Origin of the sequence: Salinisphaera hydrothermalis C41B8, from assembly GCF_000732535.1 — a bacterium.
In the GTDB taxonomy this organism is placed as follows: domain Bacteria; phylum Pseudomonadota; class Gammaproteobacteria; order Nevskiales; family Salinisphaeraceae; genus Salinisphaera; species Salinisphaera hydrothermalis.
Genome location: NZ_APNK01000036.1, coordinates 1 through 25,839, shown reverse-complemented (window position 1 = coordinate 25,839; position 25,839 = coordinate 1). Strand labels below are relative to the sequence as shown.

Genomic DNA, 25,839 nt, shown 5'->3' with positions numbered 1-25,839 from the left:
TATGAATACGAACGAATCGAGCGCCGCGCCGGCCGAGCCGCATGGCACGCGTGAGACCCTGGAAAAATACGACCGTGAATCGAGCGTTCGCGACGGACTGCCGCGAGCCTGGATGCAGGTAATCGCCACGATCTGCGTCGCGCTGGCCCTGTTTCATCTGTATACGTCGTTCGCCGGGCCGCTGGTGGATGTCGTCCAGCGGTCGATCCATCTCTACACCCTGCTCGGGCTGACGTTCATCCTGTTTCCGCTGGTGAAATCCGGCGCCCGCGACCGCGTGCCCTGGATCGACGTGGCGCTCGCATTGACCTCGTTCGCGATCGGCGTATACATGATCGCCGTGTCGCAGCGCGTGATTATCTCGGCGGGGCGTATCAACGACATCGACATGGTCGTCGGCCTGGTTGCGCTGGGACTCGTCATCGACGCCGCGCGCCGGGTGACCGGCTGGGGCCTGCCGATCCTGGCGGCGATCTTTCTCGTCTATGGCTTCTACGCCAAGCTGTCGCTGTATTCGGTGCTGTCCGAGCCGATCGTGATGGCCACGGCCCGGCAGGTGGTGTCGCATCTGGTCTATATCACCGAGGGCTTGCTCGGTACCGCGATCGCGGTCTCGGCCAGCTATATCATTCTGTTCATTCTGTTCGGCGCGTTCCTGGTGAAATCCGGGCTCGGCCAGTTGTTCAACGACTTGGCCCTGGCGATCGCTGGGCCCACGCGTGGCGGCCCGGCGAAGGTCGCGGTGGTGGCGAGCGGTTTTCTCGGCTCGATCAACGGCTCGGCGATCGCCAACGTGGTGACGACCGGCGCCTTCACTATTCCGTTGATGAAGCGCACCGGCTACAAGGCGAATTTCGCCGGTGCGGTCGAGGCGGCGGCCAGCGTGGGCGGCCAGATCCTGCCGCCGATCATGGGCGCGGCGGCGTTCATCATGGCCGAGGTGCTGTCCGTGCCGTACACCCAGGTGATGCTCGCGGGCATCATCCCGGCGCTGTTGTATTACCTCGGCATTCTCTTCCAGGTGCATCTGCGCGCCACGCGCAACGGGCTGTCGGGCATTCCGCGTTCCGAGCTCACGCCCACGCGCGAGGTTCTGGCCCGGCGCGGGCATCTGCTGCTGCCCATGGTCATTCTGCTGTGGATGATCTTCGACGGGCGCGCGCCGTTCTTCGCGGCCTTCTGGTCGATTGCGGCTACCGTGCTGATCTGCGGCACGCCACGGCTGGTGGTCGGATTGGCCGCGCTGCTGGTGGCGCTGATCTTTCAGCCACAGTGGCTCGCGCTGCTGCACGGCCAGCCCGTGCCCGAGCTGGCCGCCAGCCGGTTGCCCCTGTTCGGTGTCATCGGCCTCCCGATCGCCATCAACATGATCCGGGCCCGGTTGCCGGTGCCCGAGTCCGAAGTGATGGACGTGGCCGATTGTCGCGATGCCATGGTCGAGGGCGTACGCAACGCGATCCCGGTCGCGATTGCCTGCGGCGCGGTCGGCATCATCGTCGGCGTGGCCACACTCACCGGCATCGCGCTCGACGCGGCCGACTGGGTCGTGTCGATGGGCCAGGCGATTCCGTCGGATCTGGTGCGCCTGCTGGTCACGCTGGCGCTGACGATGGGCGCGTCGATCGTGCTCGGCATGGGCCTGCCCAGCATCCCGTGCTACATCATCACCTCGACCATGGCGGCGCCGATCCTGCTCAACCTGCCGCTGTTCCGCGAACTGGCCGGCTCGGGCGCGACCGCGATCTTCGTCGCCCATATGTTCGTGTTCTATTTCGGCATCTTCGCCAACCTCACGCCACCCGTGGCGCTGGCCGCCTATGCCGGGGCGGGCATTTCCGGCGGCTCGCCGAACGCTACCGGTGTCCAGGCCATGAAGCTGGCGATCGCCGGCTTCGTCGTGCCCTATATGTTCGTGTTCGCCCACAGCATGTTGATGATCGATGCCACGTGGTGGGATGTCGTCGCCGTTGCCGCCACCGGCGCGCTGGGCGTGTTGCTGCTGGCGGTTGCGGTCGAGGGGTATCTGCGCGCGCCGCTGAATCCGCTGTTCCGGGTGGCGGCGCTCATCGGCGCACTGGCGCTCATATTTCCCGGCTGGATATCCGACGCCATTGGCGCGCTGATCGCCGTGCTGTTGTTCTGGATTCGTCCAGGGCAGGGCAGCCGACCGTCGAATAGCCTCGCTGGATAATCGGCATTATCAATTGGGCTCAGGTGTTGGCGTATCGGCGAGCGAGTAAGCGATGCCGTCATTACGCGCTTTGCCGTCGATCGTTTGTTCTCGCTCTTGTCAGCACTGCATACGCGACCTAACGTCGGGTTATCAGATACAGCGAGATAGCCATGAGTCAGACCATCGATAACCGCCAGTTCCGCCTCGCCCGACGCCCCAAGGGCCTGCCAGAGCGCGACGACTTCGATCTCGTGACCGAGCCGTTGGCTGAAGCCAAGGACGGCGAAGTCCGCGTCGCCATCGACTACATCTCGCTCGATCCGGCCATGCGCGGCTGGATGAACGCCGGCAAGTCCTATATCAAGCCGGTAGGCATTGGCGAGGTCATGCGCGCCGGCGCGGCCGGCACCGTGATCGATTCCAAGCACCCGGACTTCGCCGCGGGCGACAAGGTCTCCGGCAACCTGGGCGTCCAGACGCATGCCGTATTCCCCGGCGACGAGCTGCGCAAGGTCGATACGTCGCTGGCCGATCTGCCGGTTTATCTCGGCGCGCTGGGCATGCCGGGCATGACGGCCTACTTCGGCACGCTCGATGTGGGCCAGCTGGCCGAAGGTGACGTGGTACTGGTGTCGGCGGCCTCGGGCGCGGTCGGCGCGCTGGTCGGCCAGATCGCGAAGAAGAAAGGCGCCTCGCGTGTCGTCGGGATCGCCGGCGGGCCGGAAAAATGTCGCTATGTCGTCGACGAACTCGGTTTCGACGGCGTGATCGACTACAAGAACGAAGAGATCAACGACGCCGTCAGGCGCGAATGCCCGGACGGCATCGATCTGTACTTCGACAACGTCGGTGGTGAAATCCTGGATGCCGCGCTGGCCAATCTGCGTCTGCATGCCCGCGTGGCGATCTGCGGCGCGATTTCGCAGTACAACGTCACCGGCAACGTCGGCGATACCGGCTATGCGCCCAGGAACTATCTGTCGCTGCTGATCAACCGGGCGCGCATGGAAGGCTTCATCGTGTTCGATTTCGCTGATCGCTATCCCGAGGCGGCGCGCGAGATGGCGGCCTGGCTGTCCGCCGGTGAGCTCAAGCATCGTGAGGATATCGTCGAAGGTTTCGATACCTTCCCGGACACGTTGCTCAAACTGTTCACGGGCGAGAACTTCGGCAAGCTGGTGCTGGCGGTCGAACGCTAAAGTCAGTCGCGCGGCGTGATGCCGCTCTCGCCGAGCGTGATGACTTCGGTGATCTCGTGGCCGTTCCAGACATAGCCGAGGTGGCCACACTGGACGGCCGGCGACAGCGGGAGTGTACGAAAGGCGGCCACGCACTGGCCGCCGGGGTTGCGTACGCTCGGGTAGACGATGCCGAGTGCATCGTTTTGCCGCTGCCGACGGGCGAAAGGTTGTGACGCCTGGTATGAATCGGGGCTCAGCAAGGAGTCGGTCGCCGGCCGGTCGCGCAGATCGGTCAACACGCCGCTGATCGCCACACGGTATTCGCGCATTTCGAGCATCATCGGCGGCTGACGGCTTTCGACGAGAAAGCGCTCGCGGTGATACACCGTTTCGCGTACGGCCGTGGTCCGGTCAGCGGCGGCATAGAAGACGCCGAACGTGCCGTCGGAGAAGCGCGAGCCGGCCGGTGACACATGGGTGAATGCTGCCATGATCGGCGTGCTGCCGTCGCCGACCATGCGTTCGGCCGGCGGCACCCGCCCGAGATCGCCCACTTCATCGCGTAGCCGATCGTTGGTCAGCGATTCGACTTCGAATACGGCCTCCAGGTCGGCCGGGTCGGTGACGCGTTCGAACAGGGTGCGCGGCGGAAATCGCGACGACACAATGCGTCTCGCCCGAGGCCAGTCGACCTGAGTTTGGGGCGTATCGCTCAAGCCCAGCCGCCCCGTTCGGCATCGAGATAACGCCGAACGATGGCGATGTCTTCGGTCAGTCCGGCCAGCATACGCTCCAGCGGCGTGTGGCCGCCGAACAGGGGATTGTCGTTCGGGCGGCGGACCCAGTCATCGGCGGCATCGGCGCGGGGCAGCAGCATCTGCAGCGCTTTGTAGATGCCGAGCAGCAGCGACAGACGCTCGATCTGGCCGATATCGAGCGTCACATCCGGGTTCTTCTTCCAGCGGCGATAGGTGCTTTCCGGCGTGCCCAGCAGGCGCGCTGCCTCGACGTCGCGCAGTTGCCAGGCCGCCGCGATATTGAACCAGGTCCGCAGCGCGCCGCCGCTCACGCGCTTGCGCGTGGCTGCGTCGTGGATATCCGATCGCCGGACTACGGCATCGCTCATGACGCGCCTCCGATTATGCGACGATCAAATGATAGGTCTTTTGATTTTTTATATCAAATGGAGAATTTCGCAATGGTCCTGGATCGATGCGGGACGCGTGAACGAGGCTAATCCCGCGGAAATCCCGGATCGGCCGGCAGCGTGGCGGCAAACACCGCCCAGCCGGGGCGTTCCGCGGTGAATATGCGCCGCTGTACCTTGAGCGGTGGTGGCGTATCGAGCGAACCGGCCGGCACGACGAGGCTATCGCCCGATACATTGAGATACGGCAGACCGCTGCCACAGACGGTGCAGAAACAGCGGGTGAAGTCGCGGCCGTCGGTGGCTCGGAACAGGCGCACGTGCTCGGCGCCGGCAAGCCACTCGATCGGCGCGGGTGCCAGTCGCAGATTGGTCGCGGCAATCGAGCCCGTCATTTTTCGGCACTGGGCGCATTCGCAGTAGTAGAACTGCCGGACGGTGCTCGCGATGCGGTAGCGCGCCGCGCCGCAGAAACAGCTGCCTTCGAAAACATGAGTCATTTGGGGCCTGCATTGGGCGCGCGGCGGCGACCGCGTGAATTCACCAGCAGCAATCCGGCCAGGATGGCGAGCCCGCCGAGCGCGAAGTTGATCGAGATCGGGTCACCCATCAATACCACGCCGAACCCCACGCCGAAGATCGGCGAAAGAAAAGCGAATACGCCAAGGCGCGAGGCGAGATAACGTCGCAGCAGCCAGAACCACACCAGCAACGCGGCGACCGAGACCACGACCGACTGGAACGACAGGCTGGCCCAGGCTAGCGCCGTCATGTGAATCGAGCCGAGATCGCCGAGTACGGCAGCGGTGGGCAGCAACAAGACACTGGCGACCACCAGCTGATAGGCGATGGTGCGCAGCGGCGGTGCCTCCGACAGCGAACTGGTCCGCAAGGCCAGCGTGGTGCCCGCCCAGGACGCGCCGGCGGCGACGCCCAGCGCATCGCCGAGCAACACCTGACTGGAGACATGCGCGCTCGGCGCGAGCGCGATCACAAGCCCAGCGAAGGCCAGCGCCACGCCCGCCCAGTGACGGAGCGCGAGCTGTTCGCCGGGCACGAACAGATGCAGCCCGACCGCGGCGAATACCGGTGCGGTATAGAGAAACACCGACATATGCGCGGCATAGGTGTAGTTCAGGCCGAGCGCCACGAACGCGAATTCCAGCGTATAGCCGATGCCGACGATCAGCCCGGGGCCGAATTGTTCCGGCACCCAGAGCGCGATGCCGCGCCAGCGCGCGATCGCAGCGATCAGGAGCACGGCCACCAACGATCGAATCCCGATCTGGGCCAGCGGGCTCACCGCATCGGCAACCGACTTGATGGCCACCTGCTGCAGGCCGATGACCAGACAGAAGCCCAGCATGAGCCCGGCAGCCCGAGCATCCAGCGGTTGCCGGATCGCCTGCGGAGTCTTCGCTGCGGTCGCGGGGCGCTCGGGGCGGGGGCTCATGACGGACTCCATTGAAATCGCAGGCCAGTGAAGCACCGGGCGGCATGGCCGGCAAGCCATTATCGCCAAGACCAAGTCTGTCGAGGCGTCGCGTGCCTCTACCCACTGTGCTGTGGCGATCGGTGGCGGTCACCGCCGGCGCTGGCCGCCGGGCTCTGCGGCTGGCCGCGGACCCGGCCCACGGCCGTCCAGCGGGCGAATGACAAACGGTCGCGATATCGAGGCGGTCGGCGGGCCAAAGAGCACTCGCCCGCGGCCCGCCCCGGACGCCGTCCGGGCAGGCGCCGGGCTGGGGTGCATTAGGCGCTCGTAGTAGCATTAGGCCGCGATTGCGCAGCTGCCGCCATTCCAACCGCTTTTGCCAGGGAGCACCATGGACGAGTACGTCACCGTCGTCGATCACCCGCTGATCAAGCACAAGCTCACGTTGATGCGGCGTGCGACCGCCTCGACCCAGAAATTCCGGTCGCTGCTGCGCGAGATCGCGCATCTGCTGACTTACGAGATTACTCGCGATCTGGAGCTGACCACCGAGCGCATCGAAACCCCGCTTGAGGAAATGGATGCGCCGGTGCTGGCCGGCAAGAAACTGTGTTTCGTGTCGATCCTGCGTGCCGGCAACGGCCTGCTGGAAGGCATGGTCGAGCTGCTGCCCTCGGCGCGGGTCGGGCATATTGGTATGTTCCGCGATCCCGAAACCCTGGAAGCGGTCGAATACTACTGCAAGATGCCGGACGATATCGCCGGTCGGCGCGTGATCGTGGTGGACCCGATGCTGGCGACCGGCAACTCGGCCGGCGCGGCCATCAGCCATCTGAAAAAGCTCGGCGCGACCAACATCAAGTTCCTGTGTCTGCTGGCGGCCCCCGAAGGTGTCGCGGCACTGCGCGCCGAGCATCCGGACGTGCCGATCTACACCGCCGCCATCGATGAGCGGCTCGACGATCACGGCTATATCCGCCCGGGGCTGGGCGATGCCGGCGATCGCATGTACGGCACCAAGTAACTCCGCACAACGAGAAGAGGACGCCATGACCCAGCCTGCCCACGCAGCTCGGGCCCAGGATTATTCGTTTCGCCTGCGTGACGGGCTGGTCGGCGCGCAGATGCTCTGCGTGGCCTTCGGCTCGCTGGTGCTGGTGCCGCTGCTGACCGGGCTGGATCCGAACGTGGCGTTGTTCACCGCCGGGTTGGGCACGCTGGTCTTCCAGATCGTCACCAAGGGCCGTGTGCCGGTATTTCTGGCCTCGTCGTTCGCCTTCATCGCGCCCATCATCTACGGCGTTCAGGCCTGGGGCATTCCGGCCACGCTCGGCGGGCTGATGGCCGCGGGCTGTGTGTATCTGGTGCTGTCGGCGCTGATCGCCTGGCGCGGTGTGGGCTTTATCACGCGCATCCTGCCGCCGATCGTGACCGGGCCGGTGATCATGGTGATCGGCCTGGTGCTGGCGCCGGTCGCGGTCAATCTTGCCACCGGGCACAACGGCACCGGTGATCAGACGCTGGTGGCCCGCGAGCCGGCGATGATCGTGGCCGGGGCGGCGCTGGTTGCCACACTGACGGCGTCGCTGCTGGGGCGCGGTTTCGTCGCGCTGTTGCCGATCATCATCGGCGTGGTGACCGGTTATCTCACCGCCATCTGTCTGGGGCTGGTGGATTTCACGCCGATCATCGAAGCGCCCTGGCTGGCGGTGCCGGATTTCGTGGCGCCCGCATTCAACTGGCAAGCCGTGCTGTTCATGCTGCCGGTGGCGATCGCGCCGGCGATAGAGCATTTCGGCGACATCATCGCCATTCGTTCGGTGACCGGGCGGGATTATCTGGTCGATCCCGGCATCCATCGCACCATGCTGGGCGACGGGCTGGCCACGTCGCTGGCGGCGAGCTTCGGCGGGCCGCCGAATACGACCTACTCGGAAGTGACCGGCGCGGTGACGCTGACCGGTGCGACCAATCCGGCGCTCATGACCTGGGCTGCCGGCTTCGCGATCGTGTTCTCGTTCGTGGGTAAGCTAGGCGCCTTCCTGTCCACCATCCCCACGCCCGTGATGGGCGGGATCATCGTGCTGCTGTTCGGCGCCATCGTGGTGGTGGGCATGAACAGCCTGGTGCAGTCGGGCGAAGACCTGACCGAGTCCCGCAACATGGCCGTCGTCGGGCTGATTCTGATCTGCGGTATCGGTGGGCTGCATTTCTCGTTCGGCCGTTTCTCGCTGGAAGGAATCGCCCTGGCGGGCGTGCTGGGCGTGCTGCTCAATCTGATCCTGCCGCAGTCGCGTATTGCCAAGGATCGGGCCGCTGCCGAAGCCGCCGACGACTGAGCGCGGCGGCGCCGGCATGCCGGCCACGCCCTGCGGCGCGGCCAGCGATCGGTTTTACTTGCCGGAGCCGACCACGTCGGCGATCGCCTTGCAGACGTATTCGATGTTGTCGTCGTTCAGGCCCGCCACGTTGGCACGGCCCGAGGCGACCATGTAGATGCTGTATTCGTCGCGCAGCTTGTTGACCTGATCTTCGGTCAGGCCCGTATACGAGAACATGCCGCGCTGGTCGGTGATGAACGCGAACTTGTCGGCCAGGCCATGAGGCTTGAGGCCTTCGACGAGTTTTTGGCGCACATCGTTGATGCGGTCGCGCATTTCGTCGAGCTCCCGATGCCAGGCAGCGGTCAGCTCGGCCGAGCCCATGATCGTGGCCACGATGGCGCTGCCGTGGGCCGGCGGGTTGGAGTAGTTCTCGCGCGCGGTGGTCGCCAGCTGCGAGCGGACGTCCTGCATGTCCTCCTCGTCCTTGGCGATCGCGATGAAGCAACCCGTGCGCTCGCGGTAGATGCCGAAGTTCTTCGAGCAGGACTGGGTGATGACCATCTCGTCGAGATGGTCGGCCAGCAGGCGCACGCCGTAGGCGTCTTCGTCCAGCCCGTCGCCGAAGCCCTGATAGGCGAAGTCGACCAGCGGCAACAGCTCGCGGTCCTGTACCACCTCGAGGATCTGGTGCCATTGATCCTGGCTCGGATCGAAACCGGTCGGGTTATGGCAGCAGGCATGCAACAGCACGATGTCGCCCTTGGGGATCGACTTCAGCTTCTTGAGCATGGCGTCGAAGTCGAACTGGTCGTTGTCGTCGACGTAGGGATAGCGCTTGATCTCGAGCCGCGCGGCCTCGAACACGCCGAGATGGTTCGGCCAGGTCGGGTTCGGCAGCCAGATCGCCTTGCCGGGCAGCTGCGAGACCAGAAAATCCGCGGCCAGACGCAGCGCGCCGGTGCCGCCGGGCGACTGGGTCGCGCTCGCGCGGTTGGCGGCCAGCACCTTGCTGTCGGCGCCGAGCACCGTCTGCAGAATGTACTCGCCGTACTGCGGGTCACCGTGCGAGCCGATGTACGCTTTGGTCTGCTCGGTATCGATGAGTTTTTTCTCGGCGTCCTTCACCGCGCGCAGAATCGGCGTATTGCCGTGCTCGTCGCGATAGACGCCCACGCCCAGATCCACCTTGTTGGGGTTGGGGTCATCCTTGAACTGCTGGATCAGGCCGAGAATGGCGTCGCCGGGAACTCGCTCAATCGATTCGAACATGGCTTATCCTTTGCGTTGCATCGGTGCCGCTTCGGCGGCGCGAAACGGCGGACTCGAGGGCCAGTTGAGGTTTCGTGCGAGCGCCGCGTTGGCGTCCGCAAATCGTGTCCGGCAAGGCGCGAGTCGCCGCGTCGTGGCGAGTCACGACCCAGACTCGCAACGCCGCCGGGCGGGATTTGCGGCCCAACCCGAAGGGACAAGCGCTGTTTTGCGGCAATACAGCGTTGTAGTTCGCTAGCGTAGAACCACTACGCCACGCTCGCTACGCCTCGTCTTGCCGCAAAACAGTGCTTGGCGCGGACTCGCGCGAAGCCTCAACTGGCCCTAGTCTAACCGCTCGTCGATGCCCTGCCGAGACGTGGTTCATACGGATATGCGATTTTTTCTCGAACGACTGGCCTGGTGCGCCGGTCTGGTGGCGATTCTGGCCGGCGTGCCGGGCTGTGTGTTCCATCCCGGCGGGGCGCCGCTGGCGCCCGGCGTGGCCGATCTGCCGCTGGTCGTGTATCCGCCGCGCGCCGCGTCATCCGACACAGCGGATCCGCCCGCCGCGTCCGACACGCTGGTCGTCATGCTTTCCGGCGACGGCGGCTGGGCCGGGCTCGACAAGGCCGTCGGCCAGTCGTTGGCCAAGGCCGGCTACGGCGTCGTCGGTTGGGACTCGCTGCGGTACTACTGGCACCACCACACGCCCGACGATGCGGCCGCGGACCTCGATCGCGTCATCCAGACGTATCGCGAGCGCTGGCAGCGCCCGCGCGTGGTGCTTATCGGCTATTCGCGCGGTGCGGACGTCATGCCGTTTCTCTACAACCGGTTACCGTCCGCTACTCAGGCCGAGGTAGCGCATGTCGTACTGCTGGGGCTCGCCGCCCACATCACGTTCGGCTATCACGTGCTCGCGTGGGTGGGGCTCGGCCCTCAAGGCCGCGACGTCATGCCGGAAGCGCGGCGCCTGCCCGCTGCGCGCACGAGCTGTCTCTACGGCGTGGACGATCCGCATGCCACCTGCGACGAGTTGAAAGCGGCCGGCTTCGACGTGCTCGGCTTACCCGGCGGCCATCATTTCGATCGTCGCTACGCGCATCTGGCCGAGCTGATCCGCCAGCGCATCGCGCCCACGCCGTGAGAATCGCCCGGTGGGTCAAGATCTGACCCACCGGGCATGGCAGCGTCACGGCATGAGTGCGACCGTTGACGATCTCCAGGTACCGGCTGCGGCCGACGATCATCTCGCCGGGCTGAATCCGGCCCAGCGCGAGGCCGCCGGTTTCGGTATGGCCGCGCCCTGCGGCTGGGATGCCGATCCGCTGTTGATTCTGGCCGGTGCGGGCAGCGGCAAGACGCAGACGCTGTCGCATCGGGCCGCGCATCTGGTGCTCTCAGGCGTGGACCCGCGCCGTATTCTGTTGCTGACGTTCTCGCGTCGCGCCGCCGAGGAAATGACGCGCCGCGCGCATGCGATCTGCGAATCCGCGCTCGCCACGCGTGGTCGGAAAGGCCAGGGCGTACGGCTGCCCTGGGCGGGTACGTTTCATGCCATCGGCGCCCGGCTGCTGCGCGAGTACGCGCCGCGCCTCGGGCTGGACGAGGCCTTCTCGATTCTGGATCGGGGCGATGCGGCCGATCTGATGGATGTGGCCCGCCACGATGCCGGGCTCGCCGCGCGCTCGCGCGACGGCGGCAAGCGCTTCCCGCGCAAGGACACCTGTCTGGCCATCTATTCCGCTGCGGTAAACCGGCAGGCGCCGCTGGTCGAGGTGCTGGACGGCTGGTTTCCCTGGTGCGCCGAGCACCACGACGATCTCAAGCGCCTGTTCGCCGACTACACCGCGCGCAAGCAGGCCCGCGCCACACTAGATTACGACGATCTGCTGCTGTACTGGCATCTGGTGATGCAAAACGGCGCGCTCGCCGACGAAATCGGCGCGCGCTTCGATCATGTGCTGGTCGACGAATACCAGGACACCAACGGCCTGCAGGCTGCCATTCTGCAGGCCATGAAACCGACGGGCCGCGGGCTGACGGTGGTCGGCGACGATGCCCAGGCGATCTACGGGTTCCGCGCCGCCGAGGTCGACAATATCCTCGATTTCCCGAAGACCTACTGCGGCACGCAGGTGGTCACACTCGAAGCCAATTACCGCTCGACCCAGGCGATTCTGGATGCGGCCAACACGCTCATGGGTGAAGCCACGCGGGCCTATGCCAAGCAGCTCACCGCCACGCGCGGCGTTGGCGTGAAGCCGCGCCATGTCACCGTTATGGATACCACCGCCGAAGCGCGCTGGGTGGTCGATGCCGTGCTGGCCCGGCGCGAGACCGGCATCGATCTGAAACGCCAGGCCGTGTTGTTTCGCAATGGCCACCACGCCAATGATCTGGAAATCGAGCTGATCCGGCGCAACGTGCCGTTCAAGAAGTACGGCGGCCTCAAGTTCCTGGAAGCGGCCCACGTCAAGGACTTCCTCGGGCTGTTGCGCTGGGCCGACAATCCGCGCCACGAAATCGCCGCCTGGCGCAGCATGCAGATCGTGCCCGGCGTCGGTCCCGGCACCGCGCGCCAGGCCTTTGAAGCGCTGGAGGCCGCGGGCGATCGCATCGAGGCGCTGGCCGATTTCCGGCCCGCGCGTGCCGATCGCGCCGCGTGGCAGGCGATGATCGAGACGGTCGCGGCCCTGGCCGCGGACAATGCCTGGCCGGCCGCGCTGGCCCCGGCGGCCGCCTGGTACAAGGCCCAGCTCGATACCCGCTTCGAGCCGCCCAACACCGCCCGCGCCGGCGATATCGACGATCTGGCCCGCATCGGCGCGCGCTATGGCGATGCGCCGGCGTTTCTCACCGAACTCACGCTCGACCCGCCCCAGGCCACTGGCGATCACAACGACGACGCGCTGGCCGACGAGGATTATCTGATCCTGTCGACCGTGCACAGCGCCAAGGGCCAGGAATGGGACAGCGTGCACGTGCTGCATGTGGCCGACGGCACGTTCCCGAACGAGTTCTCCACCAAGACCGAAGCCGGCCTGGAAGAAGAACGGCGCCTGCTCTATGTCGCGATGACGCGGGCGAAAAACGAATTGTCGCTGATCTCGCCGCTGCGCTATTACGTCACCCAGCAGGCGGCCTACGGCGATGCCCATGTCTACGGCGCGAACAGCCGGTTTCTCACACCGGCGGTCATGGCCTGTTTCGAATCGGTGGTCGATGCGCCGGCACATGACGCGGGCCGGGCGGCCGGACAAGCCGGCGGCGAGGCCACGCTCGATCTGGGCGCGGCCGCGGCGGCCCTGTGGCAATAGCTATCTCGTGGCACCGCCCGGCCACGGCGCGCTACATTGTCGCGCTTGACCGTGCTTGTTCTCGCAAAGGTTCCCGATGACCCAATCCCGGATGGCACCGGCCATCGATCTCGCCGTGTTCGATATCGACGGCACCCTTATCGATGCCCGCAACCCGTTGAACGATCATACGATCGCAGCACTCCGCGGTCTGTACGACGCGGGCATCGGCGTCGCGCTCGCCAGTTCGCGCCAACGCTCGTCGTTGCTGGAGATCGCCCAGGCGATCGGTCTGAACATGCCGCTGATTTCGTTCAACGGCACGCTCGTCACCGCCGCCGACGGCACCACCATCGCCGCCGAAACCTTCACCCCGGACGACGCCCTTACCGCCGCGCTAGCGCGCTTCGTCGACGTCGGCGGCTGTATCCATGCCTACGCCCCGGATCGCTGGCACGCCTACGGCGAGGCCGACCGCATCGGACGCGAGGCCGCGGGTAACGGCGTGACGCCCGACCTGCGCGCCGAGCGCGTCAACGCCGGGTCCATGCCCGAATCTCTGCTCAAGATCATGTGCGACGGCGTGCATGACGGCCTGGCCGGCCTCCAGGCCACCGTCGCCGCCCAGCCGGAACTGGTGATCTCGTGGAGCGGCACCGAATGCCACGATCTGCACCTGGCCACAGCCACCAAAGGCCACGCACTCGCAACGCTCTGCGCTCATCTGGGCATTGCGTTGGATCGCGTGGCTGCCTTCGGCGACGCCGACTCCGACATCACCATGCTGGCGAATGCCGGCCACGGCTATGCCATGGGTGCGGCCGGCGACCGCGTACGCGTCGCGGCCGATCATCATCTCGCCGGACCCGGGTCCGGGGTATTGGAGCAGCTGCTGACCGATATCGCGTACGCGGCCCGTGTTTGACGGCGTGAGGGTCTGCCAGCCGGCTTTCGCAGATGCTAGGTAACGATCGACGTCTTCTGGTCTAGGCGTCTGGTATCGGCCAAAAGCGGTCATTCGTTAGCCGGCTGGTTGCGGGCCGAATAAAATGCGGTTTTGTAAGTATTCAATCCAAATTAAATTCTCTCGATTTTGCTAAGGCCACCGAGTGATCGTGCGGGTTTACTTGGGTGTAAGAACGGTGCGGTCGCAGGCAGGACGGAACTGCGCGCCGCCGGTCGATCGTGTCAATCGGACTCCGATCGATCGGTGTGTTCTGCGAATATCGGTGCCAGCTCAGGATCGTAGAGATGTGCGTGCACCACCTCCCGTTCTGGAATACTGATCGTGAACATGCGGGCGTTGACGTGGCGACCGGGGGATTCTGCCACCTTGTCCATAACGGTTTTGTAGCTCGTGGTGGCTATGAAATCCAGCGTGGTTGGGTCTCGATAGCCACTGATCAGCGGGATCAGATGGATTTCGCTGCCGTAGGCTGAATACATCGAACTGGAGATGTCGGCTGGGTAGCCGACATATACTTTCCGATCCGAAAGCGTCACGGCCATCGGGATGGCGTAGTGGTAGGAGGAAAACTGAAGGCCGGACAGGGTGGGCGCCGGTTCGGCAAGATACATGGCGTTGAGCTTGAGTTGTTTCATGCTCTTGCCGAGCAATAGCCGGGCCAGGTGGTGAACAAGGACAGGCACCGTGGCGGCAAGGAACAAGGCAACTAGCATCAATACGAGGATGGAGATGGCCTGGGGCGAAAAATGCAGACTGGCCGGACCAAGGAGCCGAACCACCAGGTGTCCGAGTCGGCATTCGATTCCGGGCCTAGACACCACGAACCCGGCCAGGGCCAGTGGAACGACGCTGCTCGCGGCGGTGAACAGGAACGTGTGGTAGCCCTGAGTCAGCCGAAGCCGGTAGCGGAGCCATAGCAGCCGGGCTGCGAAGACGTAGCCGACGACGACGGCGCCGGCGATCAGCAGGGCGGAATTAAGATACACCGGAGCAACCGCTGTTCGTACAGCGCCCCTCAGCGATGACTACGCAGGTTCGTGCGTCTCGCCCTTGAGCTGGACAGCCTGTTTCTTTAGCGCCGCCACCTTGCGTACAGCAACCTCACTTTGGCGCAGGGTATCAAGATCAGCGTAGATCCTATCGCCCCGGATTTCCGGCTGGATCTCGAAGTCCTCGATGGCCTGCATGCCGGGCACGCGGTCGCTCAGGTAGTCGCGGAGTTTGCTGAGTTTGGACATAGGTAAAACCTCTTGTCTGATAAGCATAGCAGAGCTCCCCCGGCGTGTAACGGGGAATCGAGCCCCGTAGCGCGTGGGTTGAGGTGGAATCAGTCGTCGGTCAGATGGAAGCGTCATTACCGTCGTGGCCAAACACTCGCCTGGACCGTCGAGAATGCTGCCGGCGAATCGGTACGCATCGATCCGAGGCCGACCTTCGAGCTAAGCGACGGCGATGCCATCATGCGAGCGGCTCTCAATGACCGGGGCCTATGTCAGGTGCCGAGCTCGCTGGCCCGGGAATCGATCGACAACGGCGACCTGGTTCCCGTGCTTGAAGCACAATCCGCACACGAAGTACCAGTACACGCTGTCTGGCCGGCGACGCGCCATCTACTGCCGAAGATGCGACTAGTTGTCGATGAGCAGCTCAAGCAAGCCCCGATTTGGCGCACTCGATGAGAGACAACGGGGTTTTGCGGCGTATGTCCGTTTTGGGTCGTAAGCCGACATCTACGACAGTCGGTTCCGACGAGCCTTCGCCTGCTTCTATACCCCGATATCCTCGTTCCAGAGCTCCGGCGACGCCTGCATGAAATCGGCCATGAGTTGCTTGCAGTCGGCGTCGTCGAGCACGGTGAGTTCGACGCCGCGTTCGCGTAGCAGGGCTTCTTCGCCCATGAACGAGGCGTTTTCGCCGATCACGACCCGCGGGATGCCGTAGAGCAGGATCGCCCCCGAGCACATGGCGCAGGGCGAGAGGGTGGTGTAGAGGGTGACGTCCTTGTGCCAGAGGCCGGGCTTGCGGCCGGTGGCTTCGAGCGCGTCCATCTCGCCGTGCAGAATCGCGCTGGATTTCTGCACCCTTCGGTTGTGCCCGGCGCCGACGATTTCGCCGTTGCGGACTAGGACGCAGCCGATCGGCACGCCGCCTTCGTCGCGCCCGCGCCGGGCTTCTTTCAGGGCGGCCTGTATATAAGGTTCGTGCAACACGACCAATCTCCCGTTTTGTGAATATTCGAGTCAGTTTAAGGGTTTGGCGAGGCGCTTCGTACGGTTAGGGGTAAGTGCGGATGACGTAGTGCTCGGCGATCGGCTATAAGGCAAAAAAACATCCGTGCGGAGACGGCTATGGCTGAGGATCCGCTCAAGGCCTATCGTGACAAACGACGTGCCGATGTAACGCCCGAGCCTTCCGGCGATGGCGCGACGCGGTCTGGCGACAAGCCGCCGATATTCGTTGTACAGAAGCATTCGGCGTCGACGCTGCATTACGATTTCCGGCTGGAGATCGATGGCGTGCTCAAGTCCTGGGCGGTGCCGAAGGGCCCCTCGACCGACCCACGAGACAAACGTCTGGCGATCGAGACCGAGGACCACCCGTTGGACTATGCCGATTTCGAGGGCGTGATCCCCGAAGGCGAATACGGGGGCGGTACGGTCATGGTCTGGGATATCGGCCCCTACGACAATGCCAAGCTCGATGCCGAGGGCCGGGTCGAAAAATCGCTGGCCGAGTGCTGGGCTGATGGCCATCTCATCGTTAACCTGCACGGCCAGAAGATATTCGGTGGCTACGCGCTTACGCATTTTCGTACTGAAGGCAACAAGCGCCAGTGGCTGCTGGTGAAGACCGACGACGAGGCCGCCGATGCGCGCCGCAACCCGGTCTCGACCGAGGATACGTCGGTACTCAGCGGCCTCACCACCGAGCAGATCGCCGAACGGGCAGGAGGCTCGTCATGACCAGGGCATGTATCGAGGACCGCATCAGCGGCGAAGACTGGGCCAAGGCCCGAAAGGTCGCCATGCCGCGAACGTTCGAGCCGATGCTGGCGACGCTCTACGACACGCCGTTCTCGGACGACGACTGGATCTTCGAACGCAAGCTCGACGGGATCCGACTGCTGATTTTTCGTAATGGCGAAAGCGTCGAGCTTTATACCCGCAACGGCAAGCTGCGCAACGATCATTTTCCCGAACTGGTCGAGCTGTTCGCCGCCCAGCCCTGCGGTCGTTTCGTGCTCGACGGCGAGGTTGTGGCCTTTGATGGCGATGTGACCAGCTTCGCGCGGCTACAGCAGCGCGCGGGCATTTCGGACCCCGAGGAGGCGCGCGCCTCCGGCATCCCGATCCATTTTTATGTTTTCGACTCGCCCTGGATCGAGGGCTACGACATCCGGCCGGTGCCGCTGCGTCAGCGCAAGGCGATTGTCCGCGACGTGCTCGAATACTCCAGTCGGCTGCATTTCACCGCGCATCGCAACGCCGACGGCGAGGCGCTGCTCGCCGAGGCACGGCGTAAGGGCTGGGAAGGCATCATCGCCAAACAGGCCAACAGTTGTTACCGCTGCGGCCGTTCCCGGCGCTGGCTCAAGCTCAAGTGCCAGGCCGGCCAGGAGCTGGTGATCGGTGGCTATACCGAACCGGAGGGTGAGCGCGTCGGGCTGGGCGCGTTGTTGCTCGGCTATTACGAGGACGACGAGTTGCGCTATGCCGGCCGGGTCGGCACCGGTTTTTCCGAGGCTGAACTGCGTCGGCTGCGCCGTGAGCTCGCGGCCAGCGAACGCTCGACCTCGCCATTCGTCGATCCGCCGAACGAGGCCGGCGTCCACTGGGTAACGCCCGAGCGGGTGGCCGAGGTCGAGTTCACGGAATGGACCGCGGACGGCAAGCTGCGTCATCCCGCCTATCTGGGAGAGCGCGACGACAAGGATCCACGCGAGGTGGTCCGGGAAGCAGGTGGGGCGTGACGGTAGAACTCGACAACATCGACAAGGTCTTTTTCCCCGACAGCGGGCTCACCAAGGGCGATCTGGCGGATTACTATCGCCGAATCGCCCCGATGATGTTGCCGCATGCCAAAGATCGTCCGGTGACGCTCAACCGCTATCCGGACGGTATCGACGGCGTCCATTTCATCCAGAAAGCCGTGGAGGACCATTACCCGGCCTGGCTGGACCGGGTCACCGTCGCCAAGGAAGACGGCGAACTGGTGCAGCCGCTCGTCAACTCGGCGGACGCGCTGGTTTATCTGGTCGGCCAGGGGGCGATCGCTTTTCATGTCACGCTCAGCCGCTACGATCGGCCCGAGCATCCGGATCGTTTGATTTTCGATCTCGATCCGCCCGATCACGGCGGCGACGTCGACGACTTCGCGCCGGTGGTCGCCGCGGCGCGGGCGGTACGCGACGCGCTGGAGGCGGTTGATCTCACCTCGTTCGTGATGACGTCCGGCTCCTCGGGCCTGCACGTGACGGTGCCGCTCGATCGCAGTGCCGATTTCGATACCGTGCGCGAATTTGCCCAGGCGATCGCCGAACGCGTTGCCGATGCGCATCCGGATGAATTCACCACCGCCCACGCCAAGAACAAGCGAAGTGGCCGGCTGTATCTCGATACGCGTCGCAATGCCGTGAACCAGACCGCGGTCGCGCCCTATTCGGTGCGGCCGAAACCCGGGGCGCCGATCGCCACGCCGCTGGATTGGGACGAGCTCTCGGACCGGGATATCGGCCCGCGCCGTTACCACGTCGGCAACATCTTCCGGCGCCTGGCTCAGCGCGATTGCCCGTGGGCGGACATCGCTCGCCGCGGCCAGAGCGCAAGTCGGGCGCTGGAGCGCCTGAAGGCCCGGGCGTAGAAGTACCGCCGCGGCTTTATACACCCGCGTGCCGACGGGGCAAGGCGTTCTGACTGCGTAGGCGCCAGGAATGCGCCAGAGCGCCCGACTCGCCGGCCGCGGTGGCCGACGCAACGCTGGCGGCGCCGGGCTCGTTGCGAGCGGTCAGGGTTTCCGTGCCGTCCGCCAGTTTTCAGTCATGTGTCGTGGCTCCCCGCGCTCATGCCGTCAGGAGACGGCATTTATGCAGCCTATTCCGCGCTTCGCCCGGCCGGCGCGACCGTATCATGACGAATCAGCAAGGACACGGTGCCGCGATGCCGCGTCCCCGCGGCTCGTGTGGCGCCCGTTCCGGTGTCGTGTCGGGCTTTCGATTTCCCGACTCCGCCGAGGTTCGCTGCTCGATGTCTTCGCTGTCCGACACGGTTTCCACCCAGTTTCTGGGCCTGGCGCCTTTCTTGCGCCGCAGTATTCAAGGCGAGGACCTGCAGTCGCTTGCCGAGCCCTGGATCGAACGGGCCCAGGCCGAGCCGGACAACGCAGTGATGTGGATGAACCTGGCCACGCTGATGCTGTGTCTCGGCCAGCGCGACCTCGGCCTGACCATTCAGGCCCAGGCCCTGGCGATGCAGCGCCACTATCGGTGGCCCGCGGCGCGCCAGCCGGCCGCGCTGCGCGTGCTGTTGCTGACGGCGCCGGGCGATCTCGCCGCCAATATGCCGCTGGATTGCCTGCTCGAGGATAGCGATGTCGATCTCGAGTACTACTTCGTCATGCCGACCGACGCCTCGGAAGAAACGCCGTTGCCGGAACACGATCTGGCGATCGTGGCGATGAGCGATTCCGATGCCAACCGGGCGAGTCTCGAAGCCATGCAGCCCGTGGTCGCGGATTGGCCGCGGCCCGTGCTCAATACGCCCGAGGCCATTCTCAATACCGAACGCGAGCGCGCCAGCCAGCTGCTCCAGGGCGTGCGGGGGCTGAACATGCCGCCGACCCGGCCCGTAACGGCGGATACGCTGGCCACCATAGCGGCCGGCGAAACCGACCTTGCCGCGATCGACCCGGGCATCGAGTTTCCGGTCATTCTGCGCCCGCGCGATTCCCACGGCGGGCATGGGCTCGCCCGCCTGGCCGATCGCGAGGCGCTGGCCGCTTATCTCGACGACAGCGAGCACTCGGACTTCCTGATTTCCCCGTTCATCGATTATCACGATGCCGACGGGCTGTATCGCAAGTATCGCGTCGTGCTGGTCGATGGCGAACCGTTTGCCAGCCATATGGGGATTTCCAGCGACTGGATGATCCACTACCTCAACGCCGGCATGTACGAAGACGCCGACAAGCGTGCCGGCGAGGCGGCCTGGATGGCCTCGTTCGATACGTTCGCGGATCAGCATCACACCGCGCTCAAGGCCATCGACGAGCGTGCCGGGCTCGATTATGTCTGCATCGATTGCGCCCAGACGGCCGACGGCGAATTGCTGGTCTTCGAGATCGGCAATGCCATGGTCGTGCATGCCATGGATTCGGCCGATCTGTTCCCGCACAAACAAGAGCATATGGCCAAAGTGCAAACGGCGTTCCGCGAACTTCTGGAACAGCGCGTACAGGAAGACCAGGCGGCCATAGCGAGTGAATCGGCATGATGAATCCGCGCAATGCACTGAATTTCTCCGGCGGGCCCGGCGCGTTGCCGGAAAACGTGCTGCGCGAAGTGCAGCAAGCTATCGTCGAGGTGCCGGAGGTCGGGCTATCGGTACTCGGTATTAGTCATCGCTCCGACTGGTTCGCTGCCGTGGTGGCCGAGCTCGAGGACAACATCCGAAGTCTGCTCGGGGTGGGGCGCGATTATCACGTCCTGTTCCTGCAGGGGGGCGCGACCCAGCAGTTCAGCATGGTGCCGATGAGTTTGCTGCCGCCGGACGGCGAGCCGGCCGATTATCTGCATACCGGCTACTGGAGCGGCAAGGTGCTGCCCGCGGCACGTCGCGAAGGCCCGATTCGGGTCGCCTGGAGCGGGGAGCGCGACGGTTTTAGTCACTTGCCGAGCGATGACACGCTCGCGTTGAACGAGAGCGCGCCGTATCTGCATTACGTCTCGAACGAGACCGTGGAAGGGCTACAGTTCCACCGGGTGCTGGGCCAAGACAACGTGCTGCGTATCTGCGACATGTCGTCGGATTTCCTCTCGCGGCCGGTCGATGCGCAGCGGTTCGGCCTGATTTATGCCCACGCCCAGAAAAACATCGGCCCGGCCGGCGTGACCGTGGTCGTGGTGCGCGACGACCTGCTGGAAAACGCGCCTGAGGACCTACCGGATTTCCTGGACTATCGCAGCCAGGCGCGCGCCCATTCCATCCTCAATACGCCGCCGGTGTTCTCCATCTATGTCGTGTTGCTGGTGACCCGCTGGCTGATGCACGACGTTGGCGGCCTGGCCGCCATGGATGCCATCAATCGACAGAAGGCCGAGCGGCTTTATGGCGTGCTGGACGCAAGCGACGGTTTTTTTCGGGGCCATGCCGCGGAGCGCGATCGCTCGTTGATGAACGTGGCGTTCAACCTGCCGGACGAGGCGCTCGAACAGCGTTTTCTGGCGGACGCCGAGGCCGCCGGGCTGTCCGGGCTCAAGGGGCACCGGGCCATCGGCGGCCTACGGGCGTCGATCTACAACGCGGTCACGCTGGACGCGGTCGAACAGCTGGCGGACTTCATGGACCAGTTCCGGGGCGCGCAGCGTCGCCCGGTGCGTTCGATCTCGGCGCGTGGTTAAGAGTGTCCCGCGCAGCCCGCGATGCCGGGGCTCGCGGGCGCGCCGCTGCCACCCGCACCACGGTCCGGATTTCCAATCCGTCGCGAGCAACCATTCTGCGCGGATTCGCGCAGGTGGGCCGTAGCGCTGCCCGTTTCGATGCCGCGGAGCGCGGCCAGCCGCGTTCGATGAGGGATCGAGACGCCGCTGAGCTGGGCGGGGAAAAGCGTAAGGATTTGAATCGTCGGGCGCCTGCGGCTGACCGCATGGCGGCGATCCAGCGGGCCGATTGATGATCGCGCCCGGGCTATTGCCGGGGCGTTGACGGCATGCTTTAGTTTCAAGCAGGGAGCGATATTCGATAGTCCGCTCGGCTGGGTCAACGTCTGTCTTTCGGCCTTGCGCTGGCGACCACGCAAAGCGCCGACTGGAGTGCGATCTGATGGTCCTCTGGCGCTTTGTCACTTCCACGGCCCCCGGCTTCGGTTGCGATCGTCCGCATCGGTTCCGCATGGGCGTGCTCGTCCGTTGGTTCTGGCTGTTGGCCGGGGCCGTCCGGGTTGCCCGACCACCATCTTCGGGGCGCGATTAATCGCGGTCTGGCCGATGCAAACGCCTTGTTTGGGTATCGGCTCCACGCGGTGTCCGGCCTATGTCGGATAAAGCCACGCATGGGCCTCGGATCGGCCGACGCATGATCGTGATGGTCGTGGGCGTATTGTTGCTCGTGGCTCTGATCGTTGGCGCGAAGGTACTGATGGTCATGCGGACCATCGCCAGTCTGCCCAAGCCGACGCCGGCCACGGTCAGTACCACGGTAGCCCGCTATCAGGCCTGGCAGCCGGCGCTGGACTCGGTCGGTAGTCTGCGTGCGGTGCGCGGTGCCGATCTGGCGCTGGACGTGCCGGGGCTGGTCAGTCAGGTCGATCTCCGCTCCGGACAGCACGTCGATAAAGGCCAGCTCTTGTTGCAACTGCGCGATGCCGACGATCGCGCCCAGTTGGCACAGCTTGAGGCCGCAGCCCGGCTGTCGCAGCTGAATTTCCGACGCGCCGATCAGCAGCGGGCCGCCAATGCCATCAGCAGGGCCGATTACGACAGCGCGGCCGCCGATCTGAAGTCGCGGCAGGCCGCGGTGACCGAACAGCAGGCGCTCGTGGCCAAGAAACAGCTGCGGGCGCCGTTTGCCGGGCGCGCCGGCATCATCACGGCCAGCCCCGGCGACTATCTCAACGCCGGCACCACGATCGTGACGCTGCAGCAGACCGACTCGCTGTATGCCGATTTCACGATTCCACAGCGCGAGCTGGGCAAACTGCGGATCGGTGCGCCGGTGCATCTGGCGGTGGATGCTTACCCGAACCGGCGATTCGACGGCCGGGTCACGGCCATCAACCCGAAAGTGGATACCGACACGCGCAACGTGCAAGTCGAGGCCACCGTGGCCAACGCCGACGGCGCGCTTCTGCCGGGCATGTTCGCGCGGATCAGCGTCGACGCCGGCAACTCGCAGCGTTATCTCACGCTGCCGCAGGCCGCCATCGTCTACAACCCGTATGGCGACATCGTGTTCGTGGTGCAGCCGTCCAAGGGCAAGGACGCGCAGGGACGGGCGTTACCGCCAACCGTGCAGCAGACGCTGGTGACCACCGGTGCGACCCGCGGCGACCAGGTCGCAATCGTCAAAGGGCTGGAGGCCGGTACGACCGTGGTCACCAGCGGCCAGATCAAGCTGCAGAACGGTGCGTCGATACGAGTGGATAACAGCGTGCAGCCGGCGGATGCGGCGCATCCGGTGCCGCAGGAACACTAGCCATGGCGAGTGCTCCTGCGCGTGTCGGGGTGGAAGCCGTGGTGTGGCCGGCTGGGCGCCAGCGGGCGTGCTGCGACTGCCCGGCGCCAGTACGCGATGAGGCCGACCGGCGGCCCGCGCCATGAAGTTCACCGATCTGTTCGTCAACCGGCCGGTGCTGGCGATCGTGATCAGCACGCTGATTCTCGTGCTGGGCTTGCGCGCGGTCACCAGCCTGACCGTGCGCCAGTACCCGGAAACCGAAAACGCCACGGTCACGGTCACGACCGCCTATTACGGCGCCGATGCCGAAACCATGGCCGGCTTCGTGACCCAGCCCTTGGAGCAGGCGATCGCCCAGGCCCAGGGCATCGACTATCTGTCGTCGAGCAGCGTATCGGGCGTGTCCACCATTACCGCCACCCTGCGGTTGAACTACGACGCCAACCGGGCGCTCAACGAGATCAACACCCAGGTCAATTCGGTCCTCAACAAGCTGCCGCCGGAAGCGCAGCAGCCGGTGCTGACGGTCCAGACCGGCGAGACCATCGACGCGATGTACATGGGCTTCTACAGCGACGCATTGCCCACCAACAACATCACCGACTATCTGGCGCGCGTGGTCAAGCCCAAGCTGGATTCCGTGGCTGGCGTCCAGACCGCCGAGATCCTCGGCGCGCGCCAGTTTGCGCTGCGTGCCTGGCTGGATCCGACGCGGATGGCGGCGCACGGCGTCACGGCCAGCGACGTGTATTCGGCGCTGGCGGCCAACAACTATCTGGCGGCGGTCGGCTCGACCAAGGGCCAGGCGGTGACGGTGGATCTGACCACCGACAGCAACCTGCATACGGTCGACGAGTTCCGCCAGCTCGCGATCAAGCAGAAAGACGGCGCCATCGTGCGGTTGCAGGATGTGGCCAACGTCACGCTGGGCTCGGAAAACTACGACGTCAACGTGGCCTTCAGTGGCAAGAGTTCGGTGTTCATCGGCATCAAGGTCGCCCCGGACGCCAATATTCTGGACGTTGCCAAACGGGTACGGGACGCCTTTCCCGGTCTGCAGCGTCAGTTACCCAACGGCATCACCGGCGCGATCGTGTACGACGCGACCGCCTTCGTGAACACCTCGATCCACGAAGTGCTCAAGACGCTGGTCGAAGCGCTACTGATCGTCACGGCGGTGATCTTCCTGTTCCTCGGCAGCCTGCGCGCGGTGATCATTCCGCTGGTGGCCATGCCGCTGTCGATGATCGGCACGTTCTTCGTAATGCTGGCGCTGGGCTACTCGATCAATCTGCTCACGCTGCTGGCGCTGGTGCTGGCCATCGGGCTGGTCGTGGACGATGCCATCATCGTGGTCGAGAACGTCGACCGCCACATGAAGGACGAAGGCAAGACACCGCGCCAGGCCGCACTGCTGGCCGCGCGCGAGCTGGGCGGCCCGATCCTGGCGATGACCGTCGTGCTGATCGCTGTCTATACCCCGATCGGTTTTCAGAAAGGTCTCACCGGCGCGCTGTTCACCGAGTTCGCCTTCACCCTGGCCGGCGCGGTGACCGTGTCGGCGGTGATTGCGCTGACCCTATCGCCGATGATGTGCTCGCGTTTCTTTCGGGCCGACGCGAACAGCGGCCGCCTGGTGGCCTTCATCGATCGCCAGTTCGAACGGGTGCGCGAGCGGTATCAACGGGCGTTGCACGGCGCGTTGCACACCTGGATCGTGATTGTGGTGATGGGCGGTCTGTTGTTCCTCGCCACGATCGCGCTGGGCGTAACGGCAAGCTCCGAACTGGCACCGGAAGAGGACCAGGGCGTGGTGATCGGCCAGATCGTGGGCCCGCCCAACGCCACGGCCCAACAGATGGAAGTCTATGCCCGGCAGATGTTCGATGCGGCCCGTGGCCTGCCCGAATACGAGCAGATGTTCCAGATCACCGGCACGCCCACGATCAATCAGGGCATCGGCGGCGTGCTGTTCAAGCCCTGGGATCAGCGTAGCCGCAGCGCCCACGTCCTGCAGGCCGTACTGCAGCAGAAATGGAACGGTATCGCCGGCGCGCGCGTGGCGGCCTTCCAGTTTCCACCGTTACCCGGCACTTCAGGGCTGCCGATCCAGCTGGTGATCACCACTACCGAGCCGTTCCAGAATCTTTACGAGGTGGCCCAGGCGGTCAAGGCCAAGGCCCAGGCCAGCGGCAAGTTCTATTACGTCGATTCGGATCTGAAGGTAGACAAGCCACAAACCACGATCGTATTCGACCGTGATCTGATCACCGCGCTCGGCCTGACCCAGGAAGACGTCGGCGCGGCATTGTCGGCGGCACTCGGCGGTGGCTACGTCAATTACTTCTCGATCGCCGGCCGATCCTACAAAGTGATTCCGCAGGTGTTGCAGGCCGATCGGCTGAACCCCGATCAGGTGCTGGACTACTATATTCACGTGCCGGACGGCAGCGTGATACCGGCGGCAACCGTGGCCAGCCTCAAGTCGGAGGTGGTGCCGCAATCGCTCAATCGTTTCCAGCAGCTTAATTCGGCGACCATTTCCGGCGTGTCCGGCATGTCGCAGGGCGCGGCGCTGGCTTTTCTGCGCAACGCGGTCGACGAAGCGGCGCCGAGCTATATGCAAGTCTGGTGTATGGAGACTTGATCAAGCGGCGCTCCGGCGGTCCTGGG

The 25,839-nt window shown here is 64.9% G+C and carries 22 protein-coding genes and 1 pseudogene; 15 read left to right on the top strand and 8 right to left on the bottom strand.

Translation table 11 applies throughout. The features are described 5' to 3' along the window. Position 1 precedes the first annotated feature (1 nt). Together C41B8_RS16185 and C41B8_RS16180 are read left to right on the top strand one after the other, a co-directional pair. Positions 2–2,191, top strand: a complete 2,190-nt coding sequence (locus C41B8_RS16185) for a TRAP transporter permease (protein WP_037340539.1) — start codon at positions 2–4, stop codon at positions 2,189–2,191. Between the two features lie 152 nt (positions 2,192–2,343). Next, positions 2,344–3,372 carry an NADP-dependent oxidoreductase gene (locus tag C41B8_RS16180; protein ID WP_037340536.1) on the top strand — a complete coding sequence of 343 codons (1,029 nt, stop codon included), beginning with the start codon at positions 2,344–2,346 and terminating at the stop codon, positions 3,370–3,372. Between the two features lie 2 nt (positions 3,373–3,374). Here the strand turns inward: C41B8_RS16180 and C41B8_RS16175 are convergent, their stop codons facing one another. From C41B8_RS16175 to C41B8_RS16160, 4 genes are all read right to left on the bottom strand, one after another. Next, positions 3,375–4,019 (bottom strand): RES family NAD+ phosphorylase, encoded by a 645-nt coding sequence (locus C41B8_RS16175; RefSeq protein ID WP_232226100.1) that lies wholly within the window; start codon positions 4,017–4,019, stop codon positions 3,375–3,377. Between the two features lie 47 nt (positions 4,020–4,066). Beyond that, entirely contained in the window at positions 4,067–4,480 is a 414-nt protein-coding gene (locus C41B8_RS16170; RefSeq protein WP_037340532.1) for an MbcA/ParS/Xre antitoxin family protein, read from the bottom strand. A 107-nt stretch (positions 4,481–4,587) separates the two neighbouring features. After that, on the bottom strand, positions 4,588–5,001 hold the full coding sequence (locus C41B8_RS16165) for a GFA family protein (protein WP_037340529.1): 414 nt from the start codon (positions 4,999–5,001) through the stop codon (positions 4,588–4,590). Then, on the bottom strand, positions 4,998–5,954 hold the full coding sequence (locus C41B8_RS16160; RefSeq protein ID WP_051883679.1) for a DMT family transporter: 957 nt from the start codon (positions 5,952–5,954) through the stop codon (positions 4,998–5,000). Before C41B8_RS16160 ends, C41B8_RS16165 begins: the two co-directional genes overlap by 4 nt. A 373-nt stretch (positions 5,955–6,327) precedes the next feature. Here C41B8_RS16160 and upp point away from each other — a divergent pair, with 373 nt between their 5' ends. Continuing rightward, positions 6,328–6,960, top strand: a complete 633-nt coding sequence (gene upp / locus C41B8_RS16155) for a uracil phosphoribosyltransferase (protein ID WP_037340526.1) — start codon at positions 6,328–6,330, stop codon at positions 6,958–6,960. A gap of 25 nt (positions 6,961–6,985) precedes the next feature. After that, positions 6,986–8,275, top strand: a complete 1,290-nt coding sequence (locus C41B8_RS16150; RefSeq protein WP_037340524.1) for a uracil-xanthine permease family protein — start codon at positions 6,986–6,988, stop codon at positions 8,273–8,275. Positions 8,276–8,329: 54 nt separating this feature from the next. Here C41B8_RS16150 and C41B8_RS16145 read toward each other — a convergent pair whose 3' ends face one another. Continuing rightward, on the bottom strand, positions 8,330–9,529 hold the full coding sequence (locus C41B8_RS16145) for an amino acid aminotransferase (RefSeq protein WP_037340521.1): 1,200 nt from the start codon (positions 9,527–9,529) through the stop codon (positions 8,330–8,332). Between the two features lie 373 nt (positions 9,530–9,902). Between C41B8_RS16145 and C41B8_RS16140 the strand changes: the two genes are divergently transcribed. From C41B8_RS16140 to C41B8_RS16130, 3 genes are all read left to right on the top strand, one after another. Next, the gene (locus tag C41B8_RS16140) at positions 9,903–10,658 is read left to right on the top strand and encodes an AcvB/VirJ family lysyl-phosphatidylglycerol hydrolase (protein ID WP_051883678.1); all 756 of its coding nucleotides are present in this window, start codon (positions 9,903–9,905) and stop codon (positions 10,656–10,658) included. A gap of 52 nt (positions 10,659–10,710) precedes the next feature. Then, on the top strand, positions 10,711–12,831 hold the full coding sequence (locus tag C41B8_RS16135; protein ID WP_037340565.1) for an ATP-dependent helicase: 2,121 nt from the start codon (positions 10,711–10,713) through the stop codon (positions 12,829–12,831). A gap of 76 nt (positions 12,832–12,907) precedes the next feature. Next, entirely contained in the window at positions 12,908–13,735 is an 828-nt protein-coding gene (locus tag C41B8_RS16130; protein WP_084189138.1) for an HAD-IIB family hydrolase, read from the top strand. A 263-nt stretch (positions 13,736–13,998) separates the two neighbouring features. Here the strand turns inward: C41B8_RS16130 and C41B8_RS16125 are convergent, their stop codons facing one another. Both C41B8_RS16125 and C41B8_RS16120 read right to left on the bottom strand, forming a co-directional pair. Next, positions 13,999–14,763, bottom strand: coding sequence for a hypothetical protein (locus C41B8_RS16125; protein ID WP_037340515.1), 765 nt, complete (start codon positions 14,761–14,763; stop codon positions 13,999–14,001). Positions 14,764–14,802: 39 nt separating this feature from the next. Further along, the gene (locus C41B8_RS16120; protein WP_037340513.1) at positions 14,803–15,015 is read right to left on the bottom strand and encodes a hypothetical protein; all 213 of its coding nucleotides are present in this window, start codon (positions 15,013–15,015) and stop codon (positions 14,803–14,805) included. Between the two features lie 12 nt (positions 15,016–15,027). Here C41B8_RS16120 and C41B8_RS21210 point away from each other — a divergent pair, with 12 nt between their 5' ends. Further along, positions 15,028–15,456 (top strand): LysR substrate-binding domain-containing protein, encoded by a 429-nt coding sequence (locus C41B8_RS21210; protein ID WP_084189137.1) that lies wholly within the window; start codon positions 15,028–15,030, stop codon positions 15,454–15,456. Between the two features lie 87 nt (positions 15,457–15,543). Here the strand turns inward: C41B8_RS21210 and C41B8_RS16110 are convergent, their stop codons facing one another. Further along, positions 15,544–15,987: a nucleoside deaminase gene (locus C41B8_RS16110; RefSeq protein ID WP_037340563.1), complete on the bottom strand. Its 444-nt coding sequence runs from the start codon at positions 15,985–15,987 to the stop codon at positions 15,544–15,546. Between the two features lie 138 nt (positions 15,988–16,125). On the opposite strand from C41B8_RS16110, the gene C41B8_RS16105 reads away from it, so the two are divergent. The 7 genes and pseudogenes from C41B8_RS16105 to C41B8_RS16070 form a co-directional block, all read left to right on the top strand. Then, entirely contained in the window at positions 16,126–16,740 is a 615-nt protein-coding gene (locus tag C41B8_RS16105; RefSeq protein WP_037340508.1) for a DNA polymerase ligase N-terminal domain-containing protein, read from the top strand. Beyond that, on the top strand, positions 16,737–17,747 hold the full coding sequence (gene ligD / locus C41B8_RS16100; RefSeq protein ID WP_156962569.1) for a non-homologous end-joining DNA ligase: 1,011 nt from the start codon (positions 16,737–16,739) through the stop codon (positions 17,745–17,747). The genes C41B8_RS16105 and ligD (C41B8_RS16100) overlap by 4 nt, the downstream gene beginning before the upstream one ends. Further along, complete coding sequence (ligD, locus tag C41B8_RS16095) at positions 17,744–18,637, top strand: non-homologous end-joining DNA ligase (RefSeq protein WP_037340506.1); 894 nt, start codon at positions 17,744–17,746, stop codon at positions 18,635–18,637. The genes ligD (C41B8_RS16100) and ligD (C41B8_RS16095) overlap by 4 nt, the downstream gene beginning before the upstream one ends. Positions 18,638–19,020: 383 nt before the next feature. Beyond that, a complete protein-coding gene (locus C41B8_RS16090) occupies positions 19,021–20,265 on the top strand; it encodes an ATP-grasp domain-containing protein (protein WP_051883677.1) in 1,245 nt (414 codons plus the stop codon). Next, entirely contained in the window at positions 20,265–21,392 is a 1,128-nt protein-coding gene (locus tag C41B8_RS16085) for a phosphoserine transaminase (protein ID WP_037340504.1), read from the top strand. The genes C41B8_RS16090 and C41B8_RS16085 overlap by 1 nt, the downstream gene beginning before the upstream one ends. 631 nt (positions 21,393–22,023) lie before the next feature. After that, positions 22,024–23,184 (top strand): efflux RND transporter periplasmic adaptor subunit, encoded by a 1,161-nt coding sequence (locus C41B8_RS16075; protein WP_037340499.1) that lies wholly within the window; start codon positions 22,024–22,026, stop codon positions 23,182–23,184. Between the two features lie 121 nt (positions 23,185–23,305). After that, positions 23,306–25,783, top strand: a pseudogene (locus C41B8_RS16070) (efflux RND transporter permease subunit); the annotation flags it as partial. Positions 25,784–25,839: the final 56 nt, after the last annotated feature.

Excerpts from the sequence above, each read along its gene's own strand:
- C41B8_RS16090 (WP_051883677.1), top strand. The coding sequence starts at position 19,021 with ATGTCTTCGCTGTCCGACACGGTTTCCACCCAGTTTCTGGGCCTGGCG.
- C41B8_RS16170 (WP_037340532.1), bottom strand. The coding sequence starts at position 4,480 with ATGAGCGATGCCGTAGTCCGGCGATCGGATATCCACGACGCAGCCACG.
- C41B8_RS16075 (WP_037340499.1), top strand. The coding sequence starts at position 22,024 with ATGTCGGATAAAGCCACGCATGGGCCTCGGATCGGCCGACGCATGATC.
- C41B8_RS16140 (WP_051883678.1), top strand. The coding sequence starts at position 9,903 with ATGCGATTTTTTCTCGAACGACTGGCCTGGTGCGCCGGTCTGGTGGCG.
- ligD (WP_156962569.1), top strand. The coding sequence starts at position 16,737 with ATGACCAGGGCATGTATCGAGGACCGCATCAGCGGCGAAGACTGGGCC.
- C41B8_RS16120 (WP_037340513.1), bottom strand. The coding sequence starts at position 15,015 with ATGTCCAAACTCAGCAAACTCCGCGACTACCTGAGCGACCGCGTGCCC.
- C41B8_RS16185 (WP_037340539.1), top strand. The coding sequence starts at position 2 with ATGAATACGAACGAATCGAGCGCCGCGCCGGCCGAGCCGCATGGCACG.
- C41B8_RS16145 (WP_037340521.1), bottom strand. The coding sequence starts at position 9,529 with ATGTTCGAATCGATTGAGCGAGTTCCCGGCGACGCCATTCTCGGCCTG.
- C41B8_RS16165 (WP_037340529.1), bottom strand. The coding sequence starts at position 5,001 with ATGACTCATGTTTTCGAAGGCAGCTGTTTCTGCGGCGCGGCGCGCTAC.
- C41B8_RS16180 (WP_037340536.1), top strand. The coding sequence starts at position 2,344 with ATGAGTCAGACCATCGATAACCGCCAGTTCCGCCTCGCCCGACGCCCC.
- C41B8_RS16105 (WP_037340508.1), top strand. The coding sequence starts at position 16,126 with ATGGCTGAGGATCCGCTCAAGGCCTATCGTGACAAACGACGTGCCGAT.
- C41B8_RS16130 (WP_084189138.1), top strand. The coding sequence starts at position 12,908 with ATGACCCAATCCCGGATGGCACCGGCCATCGATCTCGCCGTGTTCGAT.
- C41B8_RS16085 (WP_037340504.1), top strand. The coding sequence starts at position 20,265 with ATGAATCCGCGCAATGCACTGAATTTCTCCGGCGGGCCCGGCGCGTTG.
- upp (WP_037340526.1), top strand. The coding sequence starts at position 6,328 with ATGGACGAGTACGTCACCGTCGTCGATCACCCGCTGATCAAGCACAAG.
- C41B8_RS16150 (WP_037340524.1), top strand. The coding sequence starts at position 6,986 with ATGACCCAGCCTGCCCACGCAGCTCGGGCCCAGGATTATTCGTTTCGC.
- C41B8_RS16160 (WP_051883679.1), bottom strand. The coding sequence starts at position 5,954 with ATGAGCCCCCGCCCCGAGCGCCCCGCGACCGCAGCGAAGACTCCGCAG.
- C41B8_RS16135 (WP_037340565.1), top strand. The coding sequence starts at position 10,711 with ATGAGTGCGACCGTTGACGATCTCCAGGTACCGGCTGCGGCCGACGAT.